Origin of the sequence: Paraflavitalea pollutisoli (assembly GCF_029360705.1) — a bacterium.
Classification (GTDB): Bacteria; Bacteroidota; Bacteroidia; order Chitinophagales; family Chitinophagaceae; genus Paraflavitalea; species Paraflavitalea pollutisoli.
The window spans coordinates 3,674,335-3,695,310 of record NZ_JARKMX010000008.1 but is presented as its reverse complement, the minus strand read 5'-3'; the positions used below and the strand labels follow the sequence as shown (position 1 = coordinate 3,695,310).

At 49.9% G+C, this 20,976-nt stretch carries 12 protein-coding genes; 5 read left to right on the top strand and 7 right to left on the bottom strand.

All coding sequences use genetic code 11. The annotated features are described in order from the left end of the window. Window positions 1–26: 26 nt before the first annotated feature. The 7 genes from P2W70_RS28425 to folD form a co-directional block, all read right to left on the bottom strand. Complete coding sequence (locus tag P2W70_RS28425) at window positions 27–833, bottom strand: alpha/beta fold hydrolase (RefSeq protein WP_276484962.1); 807 nt, start codon at window positions 831–833, stop codon at window positions 27–29. Between the two features lie 97 nt (window positions 834–930). Continuing rightward, entirely contained in the window at window positions 931–2,085 is a 1,155-nt protein-coding gene (locus P2W70_RS28420) for an Lnb N-terminal periplasmic domain-containing protein (protein WP_276484961.1), read from the bottom strand. Between the two features lie 176 nt (window positions 2,086–2,261). Beyond that, window positions 2,262–3,758, bottom strand: coding sequence for an IMP dehydrogenase (gene guaB / locus P2W70_RS28415; protein ID WP_276484960.1), 1,497 nt, complete (start codon window positions 3,756–3,758; stop codon window positions 2,262–2,264). Window positions 3,759–4,061: 303 nt separating this feature from the next. Beyond that, window positions 4,062–5,183, bottom strand: a complete 1,122-nt coding sequence (gene dprA / locus P2W70_RS28410; RefSeq protein WP_276484959.1) for a DNA-processing protein DprA — start codon at window positions 5,181–5,183, stop codon at window positions 4,062–4,064. Between the two features lie 401 nt (window positions 5,184–5,584). After that, on the bottom strand, window positions 5,585–7,504 hold the full coding sequence (locus tag P2W70_RS28405; RefSeq protein ID WP_276484958.1) for an OmpA family protein: 1,920 nt from the start codon (window positions 7,502–7,504) through the stop codon (window positions 5,585–5,587). 106 nt (window positions 7,505–7,610) lie between these two features. Then, the gene (locus tag P2W70_RS28400) at window positions 7,611–8,234 is read right to left on the bottom strand and encodes a 7-carboxy-7-deazaguanine synthase QueE (RefSeq protein WP_276484957.1); all 624 of its coding nucleotides are present in this window, start codon (window positions 8,232–8,234) and stop codon (window positions 7,611–7,613) included. Between the two features lie 143 nt (window positions 8,235–8,377). After that, a complete protein-coding gene (gene folD / locus P2W70_RS28395) occupies window positions 8,378–9,253 on the bottom strand; it encodes a bifunctional methylenetetrahydrofolate dehydrogenase/methenyltetrahydrofolate cyclohydrolase FolD (RefSeq protein ID WP_276484956.1) in 876 nt (291 codons plus the stop codon). 71 nt (window positions 9,254–9,324) lie between these two features. On the opposite strand from folD, the gene P2W70_RS28390 reads away from it, so the two are divergent. The 5 genes from P2W70_RS28390 (at window position 9,325) to P2W70_RS28370 (ending at window position 20,900) form a co-directional block, all read left to right on the top strand. Continuing rightward, on the top strand, window positions 9,325–10,173 hold the full coding sequence (locus tag P2W70_RS28390; protein ID WP_276484955.1) for a hypothetical protein: 849 nt from the start codon (window positions 9,325–9,327) through the stop codon (window positions 10,171–10,173). After that, window positions 10,170–12,233: a ComEA family DNA-binding protein gene (locus P2W70_RS28385; RefSeq protein ID WP_276484954.1), complete on the top strand. Its 2,064-nt coding sequence runs from the start codon at window positions 10,170–10,172 to the stop codon at window positions 12,231–12,233. Before P2W70_RS28390 ends, P2W70_RS28385 begins: the two co-directional genes overlap by 4 nt. A gap of 384 nt (window positions 12,234–12,617) precedes the next feature. Then, entirely contained in the window at window positions 12,618–15,758 is a 3,141-nt protein-coding gene (locus P2W70_RS28380) for a SusC/RagA family TonB-linked outer membrane protein (protein WP_276484953.1), read from the top strand. 18 nt (window positions 15,759–15,776) lie between these two features. After that, complete coding sequence (locus P2W70_RS28375; protein WP_276484952.1) at window positions 15,777–17,267, top strand: SusD/RagB family nutrient-binding outer membrane lipoprotein; 1,491 nt, start codon at window positions 15,777–15,779, stop codon at window positions 17,265–17,267. A gap of 489 nt (window positions 17,268–17,756) precedes the next feature. Then, the gene (locus P2W70_RS28370) at window positions 17,757–20,900 is read left to right on the top strand and encodes a SusC/RagA family TonB-linked outer membrane protein (protein WP_276484951.1); all 3,144 of its coding nucleotides are present in this window, start codon (window positions 17,757–17,759) and stop codon (window positions 20,898–20,900) included. The last annotated feature ends 76 nt before the right edge of the window (window positions 20,901–20,976 follow it).

Genomic DNA, 20,976 nt, shown 5'->3' with positions numbered 1-20,976 from the left:
TACTACCGCAGTTGAATGAATGTCGGTCAGATGTCTTCCAGAAAATCCGCCAGGATGCTGTTGGACCTGGTAGGCTCTTCCAGCATTCCCATATGACCGGCGTACTGCAGCAGGTGTATGTATGACAATGCGGGGAGGTAACTCTGTTGCATCGTGTGTTCTTTTGGTATCGCCGTATCGTATTCACCAGCAATCAGTAACACCGGCAGGGCGGTTTTTTTCAGGATGTCGGTGCGGTCGGGTCGCGACATCATGGACTCGTAGTAACGTACGAGTGATTCGGTGGAAAAGTTGGAATATCTGTCGACTATTTCCTGTACGACTTCGGGATGAGCCTTTTTATAGGCCGGGGCAAACATATTGGGGGTGGTTTGCTGGATAAATTTGGCGGCTCCATGTTGCAGCATAAACTCTATACCTTTTTGCCGGGTTGCCTTTTTTTCCTCATTATCGGCATAGGCGGTGGAGTGGAACAAACCGATGGCATTGAGTTGTTCGGGATATTTTTCGGCAAAGGCGAGGGTGATATAGCCGCCCATGCTATGCCCGATCATGGCGACGGTCTCGTTTTCCAATAATTCTGCGGTCAGTATTTGTTTTACGGACGCAGCCAGTCCTTCCATGCTCATGTCGGTGGTTTGTGCCGAGCGACCGCTGCCAGGCAAGTCCGGGATGATCAATGTATACCGGTGTTGCAATGTTTCGATCTGGTATTGCCAAATGGTGTTGTCTTCAGCGAATCCATGCAACAGCACAACGGGTTTCCCGCTGCCGGTGACTTTATAAAACAATGCATGGCCGTCGATGTCTATGAATTTCTCCGTTGCTGACATAATCCTGTTGTTTTGAATAATAGAATGGCTGCAGGATCAGGCTGCAGGCTTTACCAGTTGTTTTCTGTGGTCGGCAGGGGTTATCGGGTTGGCTGTGTTACCGGCGGCGAAACCAGCTGCGTACCAGTATGATGCCCAGCACCGGGGCTATGGCTATATTCAGCGATTGGGGTATTACAAACCAGGTGCCTGCCAATAGCAGGGTAATTACGAAAACTATCGTGAAATAGGTTTTGATCCATTGTTTTTTGCGGTGCAGGAGGAATACGACCGGCAGGTGGGTAGGGAGGGCCCAGAGCAGGTTCCAGTTGTTGCGGCAAACATCATCTACGCGGATGATCCAGAGTACGAGTAAGAGTGTACCCAACAATCCCAGCAGCAGAAAAAAGCCGATATCGAAGATGCGCAAAAAGCCGGGTGCTTTTTGGGTGAACGACAGGGCTGCAATGAGTAGGAACAGGGTGGTAAATAGTGTAAAGGGGGTGAACCAGCTGCCTGTTTCTGCCGAAGGTGCAGCAGGTAGCAAAGTCCGTTCTTCGATGACCAGTTTTTGTCCGCCTGTACTGGCATTGTCGAATGCTTTTTTGAGGTAATCGGGTAGGAACATGGCCTGGTCGTTGGTCACTTTTTTATCGATGTTGGCGCCTAGCAGGATGTCGATACCAAACTTGCTCCAGGGCTGGTGTCCTTTGTCCAGGTATTCATGTATGAGGTTGCGGTAGGAGGGCGACTGATCGGTCAGTATATTGGGAAACTGTACGCCACGGGTTGCATGACGCACGATCATGTCTCTTGCGCGGGTGGTACAGTTGTCCTGGTGAAAATAATAGTAATAGTTCTTGTTTTCTGGCCGCACGTTTTGGTGCAGGGCGTCGAACATGGCTGTTTTTTCAGCACAGCTCAGTTGCAGTACCTGCTCTACCACGCTGCGTTTGAAATAGCTGTATTCGTAAGCAAATTCGTTGTAGGTCGATACGGACAGCTCATAATACATGAGGCCTTTGGTAAAATCTTTGTAGAACTGTATGGGGTCGGCGTCGTCGAAGGTGCCGTAGTTGAATACGATGTCGGCGCCGGTGGCATTGTCGACAACACGAATGGCGGTATGGCCGAATGCAGAGTAAAGCTCTTCGCCAGGGCTGCAGGTAAGGAGGCTGATGCGCAGGTTGCAGGAATCTGTCTGTGCCTGAACAGGTGTCCACTTCAGGAACAGGAACAATAAAAGTGCTGCAATGACCCGTACAATTCGCATGGAACCTATTTTTTCGTAAGATAGCGAAAGAAAGGCATCGGGGCAAAGAGGCATCGAGGCAATCCCGCCATTCTGCGGGAGAAAACGGCAACGAGAGGAAGTTGAAAAGAAAACGGGCTAAGCGTGTTGGGTGATGGCTCATCCCTGTCACGCTTAGCCCGTGTATGAAGTTTTTATTATCTGCTGTAGTTGGGGGCTTCTTTGGTGATCTCGATATCGTGTGCGTGGCTTTCTTTCATACCTGCATTGGTGATGCGGACAAATTGTGCCTGTTGCAATGCTTTGATATCTTTGGCACCGCAGTATCCCATACCGGAGCGGAGACCACCTACGTATTGGTACACGATCTCGCTGAGGTTGCCTTTGAAGGCAACACGGCCTTCGATACCTTCCGGTACGAATTTCTTTACATCATCTTCTACATCCTGGAAGTAACGATCGCCGCTACCCTGGCTCATGGCACCGATGGAACCCATACCGCGGTATTGTTTGAACTTTCTTCCTTCGTAGATGATGGTTTCGCCGGGGCTTTCTTCTGTTCCGGCAAATACGCTACCCATCATGACGAGGTTGGCGCCTGCTGCGAGGGCCTTTACCATATCACCTGTATAACGGATACCACCATCTGCTATCAGCGGAACCCCCATTTTGTGCAATACGGAAGCTGCTTCCATGATGGCGGTGATCTGTGGCATACCTGCACCGGCCACGATGCGGGTGGTACAGATAGAACCTGGTCCGATACCCACCTTCACGGCATCTGCTCCTGCTTCGGCGAGCGCTTTGGCGCCTGCAGCGGTACCGATATTACCTGCTATTACCTGTAGTTTCTTGAAGTTCTTCTTCACAGCTTTCAGCGCTTCGATCACGCCTTTGCTGTGTCCGTGGGCGCTATCGAGGCAAACGATGTCCACACCGATCTGTTGCAGGGCACCGGCCCTGTCGAGCAGGTCGCGGGTAATACCGAGTGCTGCACCTGTGAGGAGACGGCCGTAGCCATCTTTTACAGCGTTGGGGTGGCTTTTCAGCTGGAGTATATCGCGGTAGGTGATCAGTCCGATAAGGGTACCATCTTTGCGGATCACCGGGAGCTTTTCAATTCTGTGCTGGCGGAGAATGGTGCCTGCTTTTTTCATGTCTGTGCCTTCAGGAGCGGTGATGAGTTGTTTGGTCATCAGCTCGCTTACTTTACGGTCGGGAGCCGTTTCGAAACGAAGGTCACGATTGGTCAGGATGCCAACGAGTTTCTTGCCTGCATCGACAATGGGAATACCACCGATCTTGTTGTCTTTCATGAGGCGGAGTGCGTCGCCGATCGTTGCGTCTTCATGCAGCGTGATGGGGTCAAGAATAAGACCGCTTTCACTGCGCTTCACTTTGCGTACCTGCTCCACCTGTTGCTCGATGCTCATATTCTTGTGCAGGATACCGAGACCACCCTGACGGGCCAAAGCAATGGCCAGGTTGGCTTCTGTAACCGTATCCATGGCGGAAGAAAGTAAGGGAACATTGAGGGTAATACTTTTGGTAAGCTTGGTACGGATGTCTACTTCGCGGGGGAGTACTTGCGAATAGGCAGGGACCAGTAAAACGTCATCGAACGTTAAACCTTCACCAAAAAACTTACTTGAACTGGGGGATTTTGTCCTGAGGGAAGAATTTCTTGTTGCCATGTGCAAAGGTAGGGTAACAGTTCAATACGCTCCAAAAGATTTTTTAGCTGCTTCAGTCACATTCGTTTACTGCGTTGTATACCGTTCATGAATTTGCAAAAGCATTTTAACAATTGAGTTCGAAAATGGCTGTTGTTTCCATGTGGGAATAACACATAAAGGGTATTTCGAAGCAATGTTTCCCGTACAATCTTTACGTTTTAATTATCTACTATAACCCACCGAGATGAAAAATGTTTCTGTATAGTTCTTTGTTGTCGCTACTATATCGTTGATGGCTGCCTGTAAAAAAGAATAAATACGTCATTCACCCGCCGGGGAAGCCTGCAGCAGCAATTTGTAACGTTTACCAGGCAAGCTTTGTACGATGCCCTGCAACTCAAGGTTTAGTATGGTGGCGGCCAGGGTGCTGCCACCGAGTTTGCTATGCGTATTGAGTTCATCGATGTGTACGGTGTCGCTGGTAGCGAAACAATGCATGAGTTGTTGTTCCGTGGCTGTGGGCGTCCAGCCGGAGGCAGCGACGGTTGTTTTTTTGTTGCCAGGTTCCCAGCCCATGCAATCGATCAGTTGTTGCGTATCGGTGAGTAACATGGCTTTGTTGTGCCGGATCAGCTGGTTGCAGCCGGCACTTTTGGTGTCGGTAGTCTTACCGGGGAAAGCGAATACTTCTTTGTGGTAACTGTTGCCGAGTTCGGCAGTGATCATGCTGCCGCCTTTTACGCCGGTCTCTATGACTACGACGGCATCACTCATGCCAGCGACAATACGGTTGCGTGCGGGGAAATTGTGTTTGTCGGGGGCCGTCTGACTGGGAAATTCTGTGAGCAATCCACCAGCAGATGCCACGATCTCTTTGGCGATGGCTTTGTGTTGTGCCGGATATAGGGTATCGAGGCCATGAGCAAGTACACCAACCGTGGGCAATGCGTGCTTCATGGCTGACTTGTGTGCCAGTACATCTATGCCGAAGGCAAGCCCGCTCAGGATGAGTACATCGTAGTTGGCCAAATCGGCGATCAGTGTTTCGGTAAGGTGCTTGCCATAGGGTGTATGGCTACGTGTACCGATCACAGACAGGATGCGGGTTTTGTTGAGGTCTGCCTGGCCTTTGTAAAAGAGTAGCACCGGGGCATCGTAGCAATGTAAGAGGCGTTGGGGATAGTCGGGATCGGTGAGGAATAGCGGCCTGATCCGGTACTTTTCCATGAATTGGATCTCTTTTTCGGCGGCGTCGTAATCATGGTACGAGAGGATGGCGACGGCTCTTGCAGGGCCTATGCCTTCGATGGCTTCCAACTGTGTTCTGGTAGCCTTAAAAATGGCCGTAGCGCTGCCAAAATGTTCCACCAGGGTTTTGGCATGTATCGGTCCGATATGTGGCACATGGGCCAGGGCAAGCTGATAGAGTAGGTCACTTTTCATGGATGTGTTCGCAGCATGAAAATAAATAATATTTCAATAGCTGTTGCGCTGCTGCCTGCTTTGTTTGTCCGATTTACCGGCAGCTCTTTTTGCCGGGACACGCCGGACCCTCTCGCTTTTGGTGTAAGAGATTGATTTAGAAAAGTTGTGCTATTTTCATTACACTTCCATGGGAGCGAGTAGGGAGCGGCATGGAAGCGAGTGGGGAGGGGTACCCTTCAGCATACCGGATCGAACCCCTTTTGCCTGCTACAAACTTACAGTTGTGCAACCCGCGATTCCAAATTGGGTGACGACTAATTTTAAAATGTCATGACATTTTAGTGTTGTGTATAATATGACTAATGTGTTTGTTCCATCAACCTCGAACAGGCACAGAACATTATGCCTGTAAGCGGTCGCTAGAAGCTGATCACTTTCATCTCCGTGCGGCGATTCTGGGCCCGACCCTCTTCTGTATTGTTGTCGGCAATGGGTTGCGTAGCTCCCAATCCTTTGGCCGTCAGCCTGGCCTGGTTAATGCCTTTACCGACCAGGTATTTGACTACGGCCTGCGCCCGGTTTTGCGAAAGCAGCAGGTTGTCTTCGGCCTTGCCTATATTGTCGGTGTGGCCGCTGATCTGGACCTTGATGGTGGCATTGTCGCGCAGCAGCACAAACAGTTTGTCCAGCTCGGAGGTGGACTCGGGTTTCAGGCTAAACTCTTTCGAGTCGAAGAAGATGTTCTTCAGCACGATCGAAGCATTGGCTTCGAGGGGCTGCAAGGGGATATCGATGTGGTAAGTGGAATCAGGTGCTTTCTGACTCAGCGGAAAATTCTCGGAGTAGAACAGGTAGCCTTTGCGGTTTACGTTGAAGGCATAGTCCTTTCCAATGGGCAGGGTGACCAGGTAATTGCCGGTTTCGTCGGTCTGGACCTTGCTGACTACTTCCTGCGAGGCCAGGTCGGTCAATTCGATGGCGGAGGGTAGTCCTTTGCTCGTTTTCTTGTCAAACACTTTACCCTTTACCCACAGGGTGCGGGCGGGACGGATATCGTCGCGCAATTCAAAGGTATAGATATCGAGACCACCTTTGCTATCGCTGCGGTCGCTGGCGTAATAGGTTGTTTTGCCATCTGCCGCAATGATCAGGCTGCCTTCGTTTTCGATGGTATTGATGGGAAAGCCGAGGTTGGTGGCCTTGCCCCAGGTTTTGTTGGGACCTTTTTTGATAACGAAGAGATCATCGCCGCCATAACCCAGGTGTCCGTTGGATGTAAAGTACAGGGTCTGGTTATCGGCGTGGATGAACGGGCAGCTTTCATCGCCGGCCGTGTTGACTTCTGGTCCGAGGTTTTCGGCCATGCTCCATTGGCCATTGGGCAGGTAGTGGCTTACGTATATGTCGCTGCCTCCGTAACCGTCGTTGCGGCTGCTGGCAAAATACAGGTCGCGTTTATCGGGTGATAGGGTGGGGGCAGAATCCCAACCGCCGCTGTTGATGCGGGGGCCGAGGTTGGTAGGAGCACTCCATCCATCGAGGGTGAGGTAGGAAATATAGAGGTCACAACTGCCGAACCCGTCGCGGAAATTACAGCCGGTAAAGATAAGCCACTGTCCATCCTGTGAGATGGTCTGTGCGCCTTCGTTGGCGTCGGTATTGATATCGCCGGGCAGCGGCAAGGCCTTGGACCATTGACCACCGATTCGACGGGAGCCGAAGAAATCTTCGTTGTAGTGTTTTACCCGGCGGGTGATGACGAGTTCGTTGCCATCGATGGTGAGGGCCGGGAAATACTCGGAATAGATAGAGTTGATGCTATCGCCCATATTCTGTGGCTGGAACTTGTATTCGGATAGCGGTTTCTGTTTGGCATAGTCTACGGCAAACTGGTAGCTCTTCTGACGGAATTCGCCGGCACTGCGGCTTTTCGCATTGAGGTTGGTAATGGTCAGGAATTCGGTCACGGCTGTCAGTGCTTCTGCAAAGAGTCCTTTTCCCGCGAGGTTGATGGAGTAGGGGAGGTTGTAGTCTTTGAAATAGTCGGCATCGACGGCTTTCGCTTTCAGGTAGTAGTCGATCGCGTTCTGGTAGTCTTTCATTTCGCCGTACATGCCGGCGATGGAGAGGTAACCATCGAGAAAACGGGGATCGATCTTTACCGCTTCCTTCAGCAATTCTATGCCTCCTTTGAAATCATCATCCTGGGCTTTGTTGATGGCTTTTTCGTAGAGGGCGGCAGCCTTCTTGTTTACTTTGGCCGGATCATATTGTTGTGCCGATACGAATACGGGTGCTATGAAGAGTGCCAATATGGTACAAAACTGCTTGATGCCCATGCTAACCTTTTTTGTGATGTTTCAGTCGATACTTCCTATCAAGACGCTATTTCGTTCGCGTAAGATAGTATGCAATTGTTAAAAACGTAAAAGGCCGGGGTTTATTCTAAGGTACATTGATATACTTATGGATCTGGAGTGATAGCTCCCAGCGTGGATTCGCTTTGATGTATTCAATGATGAGGGGGTTCATCTCTTTTGACTTGTCCCACTCGGGGGCCAGGTACAATTTGCAGTCGGGGGATACCTGGGCGGCGTATTTTTCGGCCCAGGCAAAATCGCTTTTATTGAATATGACAACTTTCAGCTCATTGGCTACGGGCAGGATCTCGGGTACCGGAAGTTTAAATTTCTTGGGGGACAGGCAGATCCAATCCCAGTTGCCGCTCAGGGGGGAGGAGCCGGAAGTTTCGATATTTGTTTGAAAACCAGCTTGATGCAGGGCGTCCGTCAATTCGTCCAGGTTGTGCATCAGGGGTTCGCCGCCGGTTACCACCGCCATGCGGCCAGGGTGGGCTGCTGCGGCGGCCACGATCTCTTCGATGGTATGCTGCGGGTGTTTGGACGCATCCCAGCTTTCCTTCACATCGCACCATACGCAGCCGACATCGCATCCGCCGAGGCGGATAAAATAAGCTGCTTTTCCCTGGTAAAAGCCTTCTCCCTGAATGGTATAGAAGGATTCCATCACGGGCAAACTGGTGACCACCGGTGCTGCACTTAGTTCCATAGGGCGCAAATTTACGAAAATAGCACGAGCTGGGGTAATGTGGGAGGTTGGTAGGTGGGAACGGGCGTGTTGGGAGGTAAATGCGAAAGCCCCTCCACAATATATGATACATACACTGCTGAGGGGCCTTTGCTATTGATCGATTAGTTCTTGGCGATACAGGCTGCGTAGGTGTTCTTCATCAATGCGGCGATGGTCATGGGACCTACACCACCGGGCACGGGCGTAATATAGCTCGCTTTGGGTGATACGTTGGTAAAATCAACGTCGCCTTTGATGCTGTAGCCACGTTTCTTGGAGGGATCGGCTACGCGGGTGATACCTACGTCGATGATGATAGCTCCTTCTTTGACCATATCGGCCGTGAGGAATTCGGGTTTGCCGAGGGCTGCCACAATGATGTCGGCCTGCAGGCAAAGTTCTTTCAGGTTTTTGGTCTGCGAGTGGCAGAGCGTTACGGTGCAGTTGCCGGGCGTAGTATTGGCGCTGAGCAGGATGCTCATGGGGCGGCCAACGATATTGCTGCGGCCGATCACCACGGCATGTTTGCCTTTGGTGTCGATCTTGTAATGCTCCAGCATGAGCATAATGCCGTGGGGGGTAGCTGATACGAAAGAGGGGAGCCCCTGTACCAGTTTACCTACACTGATGGGATGAAAGCCATCTACGTCTTTGGAAGGATCGATGGCGTTGATCACTTCTTCGTCGGAGATGTGCTTGGGAAGTGGCAATTGAACCAGGATACCGTCGATATCGGGGTCATTGTTGAGTTCCTTGATGACCTCGAGCAATTTGAACTCGCTGATCTCCTCTTCGAGGCGGATGAGCGTGGATTTGAAACCTATTTCTTCGCAGGTCCTTACTTTGGAGCCTACATAGGTTTCGCTGGCCCCGTTGTTGCCAACCAGTACGGCGGCGAGGTGGGGGATCTTTTTGCCTTCGGTCCTTAACTGGCCCACATTGAGGCGCAGTTCATCTTTTGTAGCCTGTGATACAAGCTGCCCATCTAAAATTTGCATGGCGCAAAGGTACTATCGGTAATCCGTCTGGTAAATTTTTACGTTAGTTTTTCCTAACCAAAACTATTCCTTTGGAAAAACTACGCTTGTCAAAGGCCATCAGTCCTTATCTGCTCGCCTTTTTCGTCTTCGCCACCTTGACGGTCGGCGCTCAATCGCTTCGCTATCCCCAGGCTGCCCGTTACCCTGGACTGGGCGCTTACAGTACGCATTTTACAGATGTTTTTTCTGCAGTAGCCAACCAGGCTGCATTGGCCCGGTTGACCAGAACGGCCGCTGGCGTGTACGCCGAGCGGCGTTTTATGCAGGAAAAACTCAACAATTACCAGGTGATGATCGGGGTGCCAGCCGGTCATGGCGGCTGGGGCATCGCTGCCCATTATTTTGGCTCGGCCGATTACAACGAGTCGATGGCCGGTATAGCCTATGCCCGGCAATTGGGGCGGATCGACCTGGGGGTGCAGTTCAATTATGCCATGATGCGTGCCGCCGGTTATGGGGGTGATGGTACTGCGGTGGTGGAGGTAGGAACGATCTGGCATATTACAGATCAGGTGCATGCGGGTGTCCATGTTTTCAATCCTTATGGTGGAAAATATGGAAAGCAAGGCGGGGAGAAAATGGCATGGGGATATAAGATGGGTTTGGGGTATGAATTGTCGCAGCAGGTGCTGGTGAGCGCCGAATGGGTAAAGGAAGAGAACCGGGACGTCAATGTGGTGGCAGGTATTCAATACGTGCTCGATAAACGCTTCTTTGCCCGGCTGGGCATCGTTTCGGCTACAGCATCGCCGTGGGTCGGCGCCGGGTGGGCATGGAAACAGGTGCGGGTGGATGTAACGGGTACCTATCACCCGCAGCTGGGTTTTACACCGGGGGTGTTGTTGCTCTTTGAAACCGGTAAAACGCGTGAGCCATGAGAATGCTGTTGTGTGTGATCTGGTTGTTGGTTGCCCGGTGGGTAGCCGCCCAGGAACCGGTGCGTAATCCCCTTACAGAACAACAACTGGAAAATCTGACCGAGTTGAACGAGGAAGCCACCGAAGACGATGGTTACTGGCAACAACTGGAGTCGCTGCGGCGCCATCCGCTCGACCTCAATCGGGCCAGCCGGGAAGATCTTGAAGGGTTACCGATGTTAAGTGCCTTGCAGATCGACGCATTCTTCAGTTACCGTAAGTTATTGGGTAAGCTGTCCGGTTTGCAGGAACTGCAAGCCATACCTGGCTGGGATCTGGTAACCATCCGGCTGCTGTTGCCCTTTGTAACGGCAGGTGATGGAAAGGCTGATCCCAATTCGTGGAGCAGGCGATTGTATATGGGTAATCATAGTTTGTTGCTGCGGGCATCGAAGGTGCTGGAACAAGCTACGGGGTATCAGGCTCCTGCCACTCCAGATAAAGATCATTACCAGGGTGATCCCTACCGGTTGTTTGCGCGATACCGCTATAGCTATGGCAACGTATTGCAGTATGGCGTTACGGCCGACAAAGATGCGGGTGAACCTTTTTTTACGGCACCCAGGCGTGCGGGTTTCGATTTCTATTCTTTTCACTTCTTTATCCGTGGCAAAGGAACCGTGAAAGCGTTGGCACTTGGCGATTTTTCGGTGAATATGGGACAGGGGCTGATCCATTGGCAAAGTCTTGCTTTTAAGAAAAGTGCTGCCGTGGTACAGATCAAGCGGCAGGGGCCGGTGTTGAAACCCTACAGCGCGGCAGGCGAGTACCTGTTTCACCGGGGGGGCGGTATCACGTTGCAGCACCGCCACTGGGAGGCTACCGCTTTTGTATCGCACAGGCAGCTGGATGCCAATCTGTACAATGATAGTGTGACTTCTTTGCTGACGATGGGTTACCACCGTACCGAAGCAGAGTTGGCGGAGCGTTATAACCTGAACCGGCTTACGGCCGGCGCGCGGGTTGCTTACCGGCGTGACCGTTGGCAGGTAGGCGTCAATTCACTACAATACCGGTTTTCCAGGCCTTTCGTACGGTCGGGTGAGCCTTATGATCTTTTTGCGATGACCGGCGAGCGGTGGAGTAATTACAGTGCGGACTACAGCCTTACGGTGAATAACCTTCACCTGTTTGGAGAAGCGGCTGTCGATCACCGGATGAATAAGGCGATCGTGCAGGGTCTGATGATGAGTCTCGACAGCAGGATCGATCTGTCGTTGCTGTACCGGAATATCGCGAAGGGATACCAGGCCTTGCAGGGCAATGCCTTCACCGAAAGTTATCTGCCAGGCAATGAGGAAGGCATTTTTACCGGACTCACCGTGCGACCTGTTGCCGGTTGGCAACTGGATGCTTATGCTGACCTGTTTCGCTTTCCCTGGCTACGGTACCGGATCAATGCACCGGGACATGGCAGCGACTACTTGTTGCAAGTGACGCACAAACCTAATAAGCAGGTCGAGTTGGTAAGTCGTTTCCGGGTTGAGCAGAAACCGGCGAACAGTACGGTGGTAGAAGGACCCTTGAAACCGGTATTGACCGGTGCGCGGCAGAACTGGCGAACGCAGTTCAGCTACCAGGTCAGCACAGCTGTTTTGCTCAGGAGTCGGTTTGAGTTGGTATGGTTTCGCAGCAGTGCGGAGGCTGCGCGGGAAAAAGGTTTCTCCGCCTTTACCGAGGTTTTCTATTCTTCTCCCGCATCTTTTACAGCGAATGCACGCCTGCATTTTTTTGAAACCGATAGTTACGATGCGCGCGTGTATGCCTATGAGCAGGATGTGCCGTACTATTTTTCGATCCCGGTTTTCAATGGCAAAGGTTGGCGGTATTATATTAATGTACGACGGTCGCTCTCTGGGTTGATAAACCGGCGGCGATCTGGAAAATTGGACTGTACGCTGGCGGTTCGGTTTGCCTCCTTCGTGTTTCCGGCGACGACCACAACGGGCAGTGGGCTGGATGAAATGACGGGCAAACAAAAGAGAGAGGTGCGTATTCAGTTGCTGTTAACGAGCCGTTAGCAAAAACATTAAGTTCTCATTAAAGCGATTAATGCAGTGAGTTATGTGGTGCAGTTGTCAGGTAGTATCGTTTGTGGATACTTGCCTGTCGTATCAGTTGTTGTTTGTTAATCTGTGTAAAAAATAATGCAGCTTGCAACGGTTTGGTCGTGTTGTACTGTCATAGTGAGTTTTCGTTTGTTAATCCATGTTAACTAACGGTTAACCTGCATTAAAATGCGCTTAAATATGTGTTAAGGAATCTTTAATTGCCTGCTGATTTAATTAGATTGCACCACCTTATTTAGAGAAAATGGAAGGAACCTACATTGTATGACCTCGTTTCTGTCACATCAATATTCCTTCGGGTCACAACCAAACTTTTTTTAACTATTTAATTTTCACATGAGAAAGATTCTATCGCTGTTTACGGCGCTGGTGACGTGTGCTGTAATGGCCTATGGTCAATCCCGTCCATTGACCGGCCAGGTAAATGATAGCAAGGGGATTCCCGTTCCTTTTGCTAGCATCAAGATCAAAGGCACCGATATTGGTGCGGCTGCTGATGCCAATGGCAAATTCTCCCTCAACGTTCAAGATGGCGCTATCCTGGTGATCAGTGCAACCGGATTCGGTGTGAAAGAAGTACCTGTAGGATCAGGTAGCACACTGAATGCTGTGTTACAGGAGAATAGCTCTATGCAGGAGGTGGTGGTGACCGCTATGGGCGTTACCAAATCCAAAAGAGCTGTGGGTGTAGCTGTGCAGGACATTCAGGGCGACAAGCTGATGGCCACCAAGCAAACGGACCTCAATACGGCATTGGCCGGCCGTGTGGCTGGTGTGCAGGTGTTGGGCGGTTCGGGTGCCAAATTCGGTACTTCTTCCGTGCGTATCCGCGGTGTGAATACACTGGGTACCGGCAATCCATTGTATGTAGTGAATGGAGTGCCTACCGATGGCCGGGATATCAACATGGATGATGTGGAGAATGTTTCGATCCTGAAAGGACCTGCTGCCACTTCATTGTATGGTCAGCGTGGCTCGGAAGGTGTGATCGTCATCACTACCAAGAAAGGCAGGAAGAATGCAGGCATTGGTCTGGAATTCAACCATAGCACTACTTTCGAACGCGTATCGACCCTGCCCAAATACCAAAACGAGTATGGCGGCGGTTATTACCAGGACTGGTACACTTTCAAATATGACCCTACGAAAGATGCACCGGCATTGGCGGCTATGGACGGCGCCAAATACTATGACTATTTTGCGGATGAAAGCTGGGGACCCAAAATGGACGGCACGATGTATGCCCCCTGGTATGCCTGGGATCCTGAAGATCCTGACTATGCCAAGCAAAAGCCCTTTGTAGCGCAAAAAAACAATATTCGTGACTTTTACAATACCGGTGTTGCTTACAATACCAACGTGGCTTTTTCGAAGGTAACTGACAACTCCAATACGCGGGTGTCTTTCACCAACCTGAGCCGGACGGGTGTAAGCCCCAACAGCCGCCAGTCGAAGAATTGGTTATCGATCAATAATTCGATCGACCTGACCAAGAAGTTCACCCTGGCTACCAATATCAACTATGTGTACGAATACCTGTTCAACGTTCCTTCCGAAGGATATGGTACACAGACTGCGGGTTCTTTCAATCAGTGGTTCCAGCGCAACCTGGAGATGGACAAGCTGAAGCGTTATAAAAGATCTGACGGTTCTTATACTTCCTGGAATATGAATGATCCGCGCGATCTTTCTCCCAAGTACTGGGATAATCCGTATACGGAAGTATATGAGAACATCAGCAACAACAAGCGTCAGCGTATCTATGGTAATATTGCCGGTACGTATAAGATTACTTCTCACTTGAAAGCGTCGGTGCTGGCACGGGCAGATGTGTACAACCAGAATTATGACAGCCGGGTAGCTTCCGGTACCCTGAACCTGGATGCGTTCCGTACTTACCAGAACAATACACGTGAGTTGAACTTCGTAGGTAATGTGGAATACGACAACGAGTTTGGCGATTTCACAGTGCGTGGTGGCGCTTATGCTGAAAAGCGTACCAATTATAGTAACTACGTGAATGAAGCAACTGCGGGTGGTCTTACCATCCCTGGTTATTACAATATCGCAGCTTCGAAGAACCGCCCGACCACCAACAATACAACAGTGCGCAAGGAAGTAAGATCGGCGTACGGTTATGCGTCGCTCGGCTGGCGTAATATGCTGTTCCTGGACCTGAATCTGCGCAATGACTGGTCTTCTGCCCTGCCGGCTGGTAACAACTCTTATCTGTACGGTGGCGTAGCTACTTCGTTTGTATTTACTGAACTGATCCCACAAAACGATATCCTTAGCTTTGGTAAACTGCGGGCTTCTTTCGCTCGTGTAGGTTCGGATATCGATGCCTACAATATTTATCAGACCTACACCGTGGGCAATCCTTATGATACGTATCCGACCTTGTCGGTTCCCAACACGATCCCTAACAATGTGTTGAAGCCGACTTTGTCAACTTCCTATGAAGTAGGTACTGAATTACGTTTCCTCAAGAATCGTGTTCGTTTCGATTTCAACTATTACAGCCGCGAGGCGAAGGATCAGATCATCAACCTGACGATCCCCAGCACCACTGGTTACAGCGCTGCCCTGGTTAACGCCGGTAATATTGCGAACCATGGTATCGAGCTGAATCTGGGTGGTACGCCGATCCGCAACAAGGAATTTACCTGGGATATCGACATCAACCTGGGTTACAACCGCAACGAGGTGAAGTCGCTGTATGGCGAGAGCAAGAACCTGGCGGTGAATCCTGCAGGTGGTGGTTCTTCTTTCGGCTTTGTGGGTACGCCCGGTATCAGTGTGAATGCCCGTGTAGGTCAAACTTATGGCATGCTGATCGGTACCGGCTACCAGCGTAATGAAGCTGGTAAGATCCTGGTGGATGATAAAGGTGTTCCCTTATTGGAGCAAAATAAGGAACTGGGTTCTATTCTGCCCGATTTCACCGGTGGTGTATACAACGAGTTTACTTACAAAGGATTCACTTTTGGTTTTTCGATCGATTTCCAGAAGGGTGGTAAGCTGATGTCGCTGACGAGCATGGCCAACGCAGGCGCTGGTCTCGGGGCAGTTACAGTTGGTAATAACGACAAAGGTAATCCTAAACGCGATGCTGTGGAAGATGGTGGTGGTGTGCGTGTTGACGGTGTGCGTGCGTCAGACGGAAAGGTCAATGAGGTGTACCTCGATACCAAGACCTACTACCAGACTGTATTGTCTTCGCTGTGGGAAGAGTGGGTATATGATGCGACATTCGTGAAGCTGCGTGAGGTCCGTATTGGTTATAATCTGCCTAAGCGCTGGATCCAGAAGTTGTCGCTGCAAAATGCCAACTTCTCTGTGATCGCGCAGAATCCCTGGCTGATCTACAGTACCGTGAAAGGTATCGATCCTTCACAGCTGCAGACTCCCTGGATGGATAATGGTCAGCTGCCTGCAACCCGTACGCTGGGCTTTAACCTGAAGCTGCAATTCTAACCTTTAAAAAGAAGTACTATGACATCGAGTTTTGTTAAATATATATCGACCTGTTTGCTGGTGGTGGCTGTTACCGCTTCCTGTACCAAGCCGGGCGACTTCGGGGATACGAATATTGATCCCAACAATCCTTCCGACCCCAATACTGCTTTGTTGCTGACGAATGCAATTCGCTCCAGCCTGAGCTCCGGTACTGGTGCCGTAACGGCGGCTGACCCCTTGCTGTATGTGCAGCACCTGTCGGAAGTGGTGTATACGCAAGCCTCTACCTATACCAGCCGTATTTTCGATTACAACGGTTTATACAATGGCCCGCTGAATGATTTGCAAACGATCATCAACCTGAATACCGATGCCACCACGAAGTCGAAGGCTTATGTACTCGCTGGTGGTTCGAATGCCAACCAGGTGTCGGCAGCCCGCATTCTGAAGGCTTTTATTTTTATGCAAATGGCCGATCGCTGGGGTGATATCCCTTATTCGGCGGCTTTCAAAGGCATTGAAGACATCACGCCCGAGTTTGACCGGCAGGAAGATGTGTACAAAGCGTTGTTCGTAGAATTGAAGGAAGCAGCTGCCGGTTTCGACAATGGCGCTTCGCTGACTGGTGATATCCTGTTGAAAGGAAACAACACCTGGTGGAAGGAATGGGCTGCCTCGATCCGTATGACCATGGCGCTCCGTTTGGAGAAGGCTTCTACTGCGACCGCTAAGGCTGAATTTGCAGATGCTTTTGCGGCGGGCGATTTGTCGGGCAACAATCACTCTGTATTTTACCAATACCTCGCCGATGCGAACAACCAGAATCCCTGGTACAACAACTATATCATTGGCAAACGCTACGACTATGCGATCAGTGAAAAAATGGTGGGTACGCTGAAAAGCCTGAATGATGCGCGACTGGCTGTTTTTGCCGATAAGACCGGCGCTGGTACCTATGTTGGTATGCCATATGGTTTGAAATCTCCTCCCACCGGTGTTTCTACCGGTACGGTCGATAACCCAGGTACCGTGTCGCTGATCGGCTCCACGTTCCGTCAGCAAGGTTCAAAAGCTGCCGTTACGACGTATGCGCAAATGCAGTTTACGAAAGCGGAAGCTGCACACCTGGGATGGATAGCTGGTGGTGAAACTGCGGCTGAAGCGTTTTACCTGGAAGGTATCAAGGCGTCGCTGGAGCAATTCGGTGTAGGTAGTGCTTATGCAACGTATGTGGCACAACCCGCTGTTGTTTACAATGCAGGTAAAGCCGTGGAGCTGATCCAAACGCAAAAGTGGATCGCCAGCTACCTGGGTAATGGTTATGAAGCGTGGGCGGAGTGGAGAAGAACAGGGTTTCCTGTGCTGACGCCTGCGCCCAATGCGGCCCCGGTTTCTGCTGGTCAGATCCCCCGCCGTCAGGCATATCCTACCACAGAGCGTGATCTTAATACGGTGAATTACAATACTGTGATCGATCGTCAGGGTGCGGATGAACTGACAACGCGTACCTGGGTGGATAAGCAATAAAAAGGTTTTCTATAAATTTCTACTGTAACTACATGCAGCCGGCGTAATTCTCTACGCCGGCTTTTTTTGTGGGCGATGGAGTAGGGAAGATACCCAGGGTGTTTGATAAATGTCATTTTTTTCGTAGGGTCTGCCGTTATGCAAACGTTTGCTTCGGAGGATATTTGATGTACGATGGTTTTCGTGTAACGTTTAGGGACAATTCGTTCGGGTGTTTGAGGTGAAAAACGTCTATTCGCTGAAAACGGCTTTTCGTCGGCTGAATAAAACTTTTTTGAAGTTGAAATGGCTCAAAGAAAGACTGAAGTGTATTGAAAATCCCTGCTAAAACGTATTAGATCACACTGATATCTAATGTTTTTTGGATTTTTTTCTGGAATTGCAGCATATTTGTCGAGGCCTTTGTCTTTTTGGTCGAGGTTTTTAACATTTTTTTTCAGAATTAGAAAGTTCCTCTATTTTAGCGGACTTTTAAAAACTAACAGTCACATGAGTAAACTCCTATCGCTGCTCGCAGCGCTGGTGTGTTTTGCTTCGCTATCGTATGCGCAAACAAAACAGTACACCGGCAAAGTGGTTGACAAAGACAAGCAACCTGTCCCGAATGCCTCCATCGTTATTAAAGGATCCGACATTGCAACTGTCGCAGATGCTGACGGAAATTTCAAAATCACATCCAAACCAGGCGACGTGCTGGTGGTTTCCGCAGTAGGATTTTCTTCCACAACCGTAAAGGTTCAAAATCAGTCGAACGTATTCGTTTCTCTTACCAGCTCCGACAAGGTGATGGAAGAGGTGATCGTGACGGCTGGTGGTATCAAATCAAAGCGTAAGGAGATTGGTACTGCTACTACCACGGTCAAGGCTGAGTCGCTGGTAGCTGGTAAGTCGGTTTCTGTTGCCGGCGGTCTGCAAGGTAAAGTGGCTGGTCTGCAGATCAATGCGACTGGTGGTGGTGTAAACCCCAACTATCGTTTGATCCTTCGTGGACAGCGTTCTTTGACTGGTAACAACCAGGCGCTGGTGGTGTTGGACAACGTGATCGTGCCCAACGAAATCCTGGGTAACCTGAACCCTGAAGATGTTGAAGATGTGCAAGTACTGAATGGTGCCGGTGGCGCCGCTCTGTACGGTTCACAAGCTTCTAACGGAGCGGTAGTGGTAACTACCAAAAAGGGTAAGCGTGGTGCTCCGGTTATTACACTTAGCAATACAACCACGATTCAGCAGGTAGCTTTCTTCCCGAAAATTCAGAAAGACTTCGGTGCAGGCGGCAGTACTTATGGCGTTGATGAAAATGGCCAGCCGCTGTTCTCTTACCTGGAGAACCAATCTTATGGTCCCCGGTTCGATGGCAGTAAGCGTCCTCTCGGACCTGCGCTGGAAGATGGTTCACAGGATTCTGCTATCTATGCTTACAATGATGGTCATAACAAATTCTGGGAAACCGGTGTTACCAATCAGACCGATTTTTCGCTGGCTGCTGGTGATGATGTGTCTACTTTCTACCTCTCTGGCCAATATGCCAATGTAACCGGTACTACACCTGGTGACAAATTCAACCGTAGTTCACTGCGTGTGAATGGTACCCGTAAAATTGGCACTAAGTTTCTGGCTACTTATGCGGTGTCTTATATCCAGAACCGCTACGATATCACTACGCAAACCGGTAGCATGTATGCTAACATGCTGAATATGCCTGCGAACGTAGATATCACCAAGTACAAGAACTGGCGTACTGACAAGTTTGCCAACCCCAATGGTTTTTATAACCCCTGGTATCAAAACCCTTATTTCACTGCCGATAACTATCGTTCCAAACAACGGAATGATTATTTAACTGGTAGCCTGGAGATCAAGTATTCCCCCCTCAAAGGCTTGGACCTGATCGGTCGTCAGGGTGTTGTAACCAGAAACTATTCCAACAAGAATACTGTGGGTGAGTTCCTGTTTACCGACTGGGCTAAGCACACTGATCAGAGCTCTAAATCGGATATTCCTGGTTCAGTGTCTGATGCCAGCAACTATACAACTCAATTGTTGACCGACCTGTTTGGCCAATACAATACCACCGCTGGTGATTTTGACTTCAAGTTAATCGCTGGTGGTCAGTGGCGCCAGGATGAAGCCAAGTTCGTGAATGTTGGCGCCAGTGGTCTGATGATCCCAGGTCTCTTCAACGTTCGTTATGGTGTTGGTACGCCTGATGCCGGCGAATCAAATTTCAAAGCCCGCCAGATCGGTGCTTATGGTGACTTCCGCGTTGGCTATAAGAATTACCTGTTCCTGCATGGTACCTTGCGTAATGACTGGGTATCTATCCTGAACTCAGCGAACCGTTCTTTCATGTATCCTTCTGTGGACGTTTCGTTCGTTGCGAGTGATGCATTGGAATTCCTGAAGAACTCCAACACTGTCAGCTATCTGAAAGTACGTGGCGGATGGACCAAAGTTGGTCAGGTTAACCTGGCTGGTACTTTTGGTGCCTATTCACTGGTTCCTACTTATAGCAGTAATGCTTTTGGTTTTCCTTATGGAACACTTCCTGGTTATACGGTTGATAATACACTCGTATCTCCTGAGCTGAAACCTGAGCTGACCAGCGGTTATGAAGTAGGTTTCGATCTGAACTTGTTCAAGAATCGTTTCACTTCGAACGTTACCTGGTATTCTACAAAGACCAATGACCAAACCGTAAGCACGCGTATTTCGAATGCCACTGGTTACACCAACCTGAGAACAAATACTGGTGAAACGCAGAGCCAGGGTCTGGAAGTAACCGCCCACTACAATGTACTCAGAAATAATAACTGGGATATTACTGTAGGTGGTAACTATACTTACCTGAACAATGAGGTAAATACTATCACTGCTGATCTGCCCCGTCTGGCACTTGCTACTTATGGTGCTGACGGTCCTGGTTCTTATGCAGTTGCCGGTCAAAGCTTCCCGGTGATCATGGGTTATGACTACAAGCGCGATAATCAAGGTCGTGTGATCGTAGATCGTCTTACTGGTCTGCCTACGAAATCTGATACCATCTCTATTCTTGGCAATGCTGTTTACAAGAACAGGTTGAGCCTGGATGCCGTTGTTAGCTTCAAGAACTTCACGTTGAGCATGTTGTGGGAATACCGTGGTGGTGCACAAACTTACAACGCGATGGGTACTGAACTGGATTGGGCCGGTACCGGATACAGAACTGCCGTTTATAACCGCGAACGTTTTGTATTCCCCAACTCTGTTGTGGAAGACCTGACCAAGCCTGGTACTTATATCCCGAATACAGAATACATGGTAAAGACGCAGAATGGTAATGCCGGTTTCTGGTCTGATGGTATCAACCGTGATGTTACTTCCAACTATGTAACTTCTGCTGATTTCTGGAAATTGCGTGAGGTAGCACTGTCGTACAACGTACCTACTTCTGCTGTTAAAAAGCTGAAGGCCTTTAAAGCGATCACTTTGAGTGTACAAGCCCGTAACCTGCTGTTGTTCATGGCGAAGGATAACTACTATACTGATCCTGAGTACAGTGATGCTGGTAATGATAGCAACGGTATCGGACTTACCGGTCTGGGGCAAACACCTCCTTCGCGCTATTATGGTGGTACTGTGACCTTTAAATTCTAATCGCAGACGATAATTATTAAAGAGCCTGTTTGCCCGTATTTGGTTCAGTGATTTCAGCTGATTTGCGGATGACGGA

Coding starts and splice junctions, on each gene's coding strand:
- P2W70_RS28425 (WP_276484962.1), bottom strand. CDS start 833: ATGTCAGCAACGGAGAAATTCATAGACATCGACGGCCATGCATTGTTT.
- P2W70_RS28420 (WP_276484961.1), bottom strand. CDS start 2,085: ATGCGAATTGTACGGGTCATTGCAGCACTTTTATTGTTCCTGTTCCTG.
- guaB (WP_276484960.1), bottom strand. CDS start 3,758: ATGGCAACAAGAAATTCTTCCCTCAGGACAAAATCCCCCAGTTCAAGT.
- dprA (WP_276484959.1), bottom strand. CDS start 5,183: ATGAAAAGTGACCTACTCTATCAGCTTGCCCTGGCCCATGTGCCACAT.
- P2W70_RS28405 (WP_276484958.1), bottom strand. CDS start 7,504: ATGGGCATCAAGCAGTTTTGTACCATATTGGCACTCTTCATAGCACCC.
- P2W70_RS28400 (WP_276484957.1), bottom strand. CDS start 8,234: ATGGAACTAAGTGCAGCACCGGTGGTCACCAGTTTGCCCGTGATGGAA.
- folD (WP_276484956.1), bottom strand. CDS start 9,253: ATGCAAATTTTAGATGGGCAGCTTGTATCACAGGCTACAAAAGATGAA.
- P2W70_RS28385 (WP_276484954.1), top strand. CDS start 10,170: ATGAGAATGCTGTTGTGTGTGATCTGGTTGTTGGTTGCCCGGTGGGTA.
- P2W70_RS28380 (WP_276484953.1), top strand. CDS start 12,618: ATGAGAAAGATTCTATCGCTGTTTACGGCGCTGGTGACGTGTGCTGTA.
- P2W70_RS28375 (WP_276484952.1), top strand. CDS start 15,777: ATGACATCGAGTTTTGTTAAATATATATCGACCTGTTTGCTGGTGGTG.
- P2W70_RS28370 (WP_276484951.1), top strand. CDS start 17,757: ATGAGTAAACTCCTATCGCTGCTCGCAGCGCTGGTGTGTTTTGCTTCG.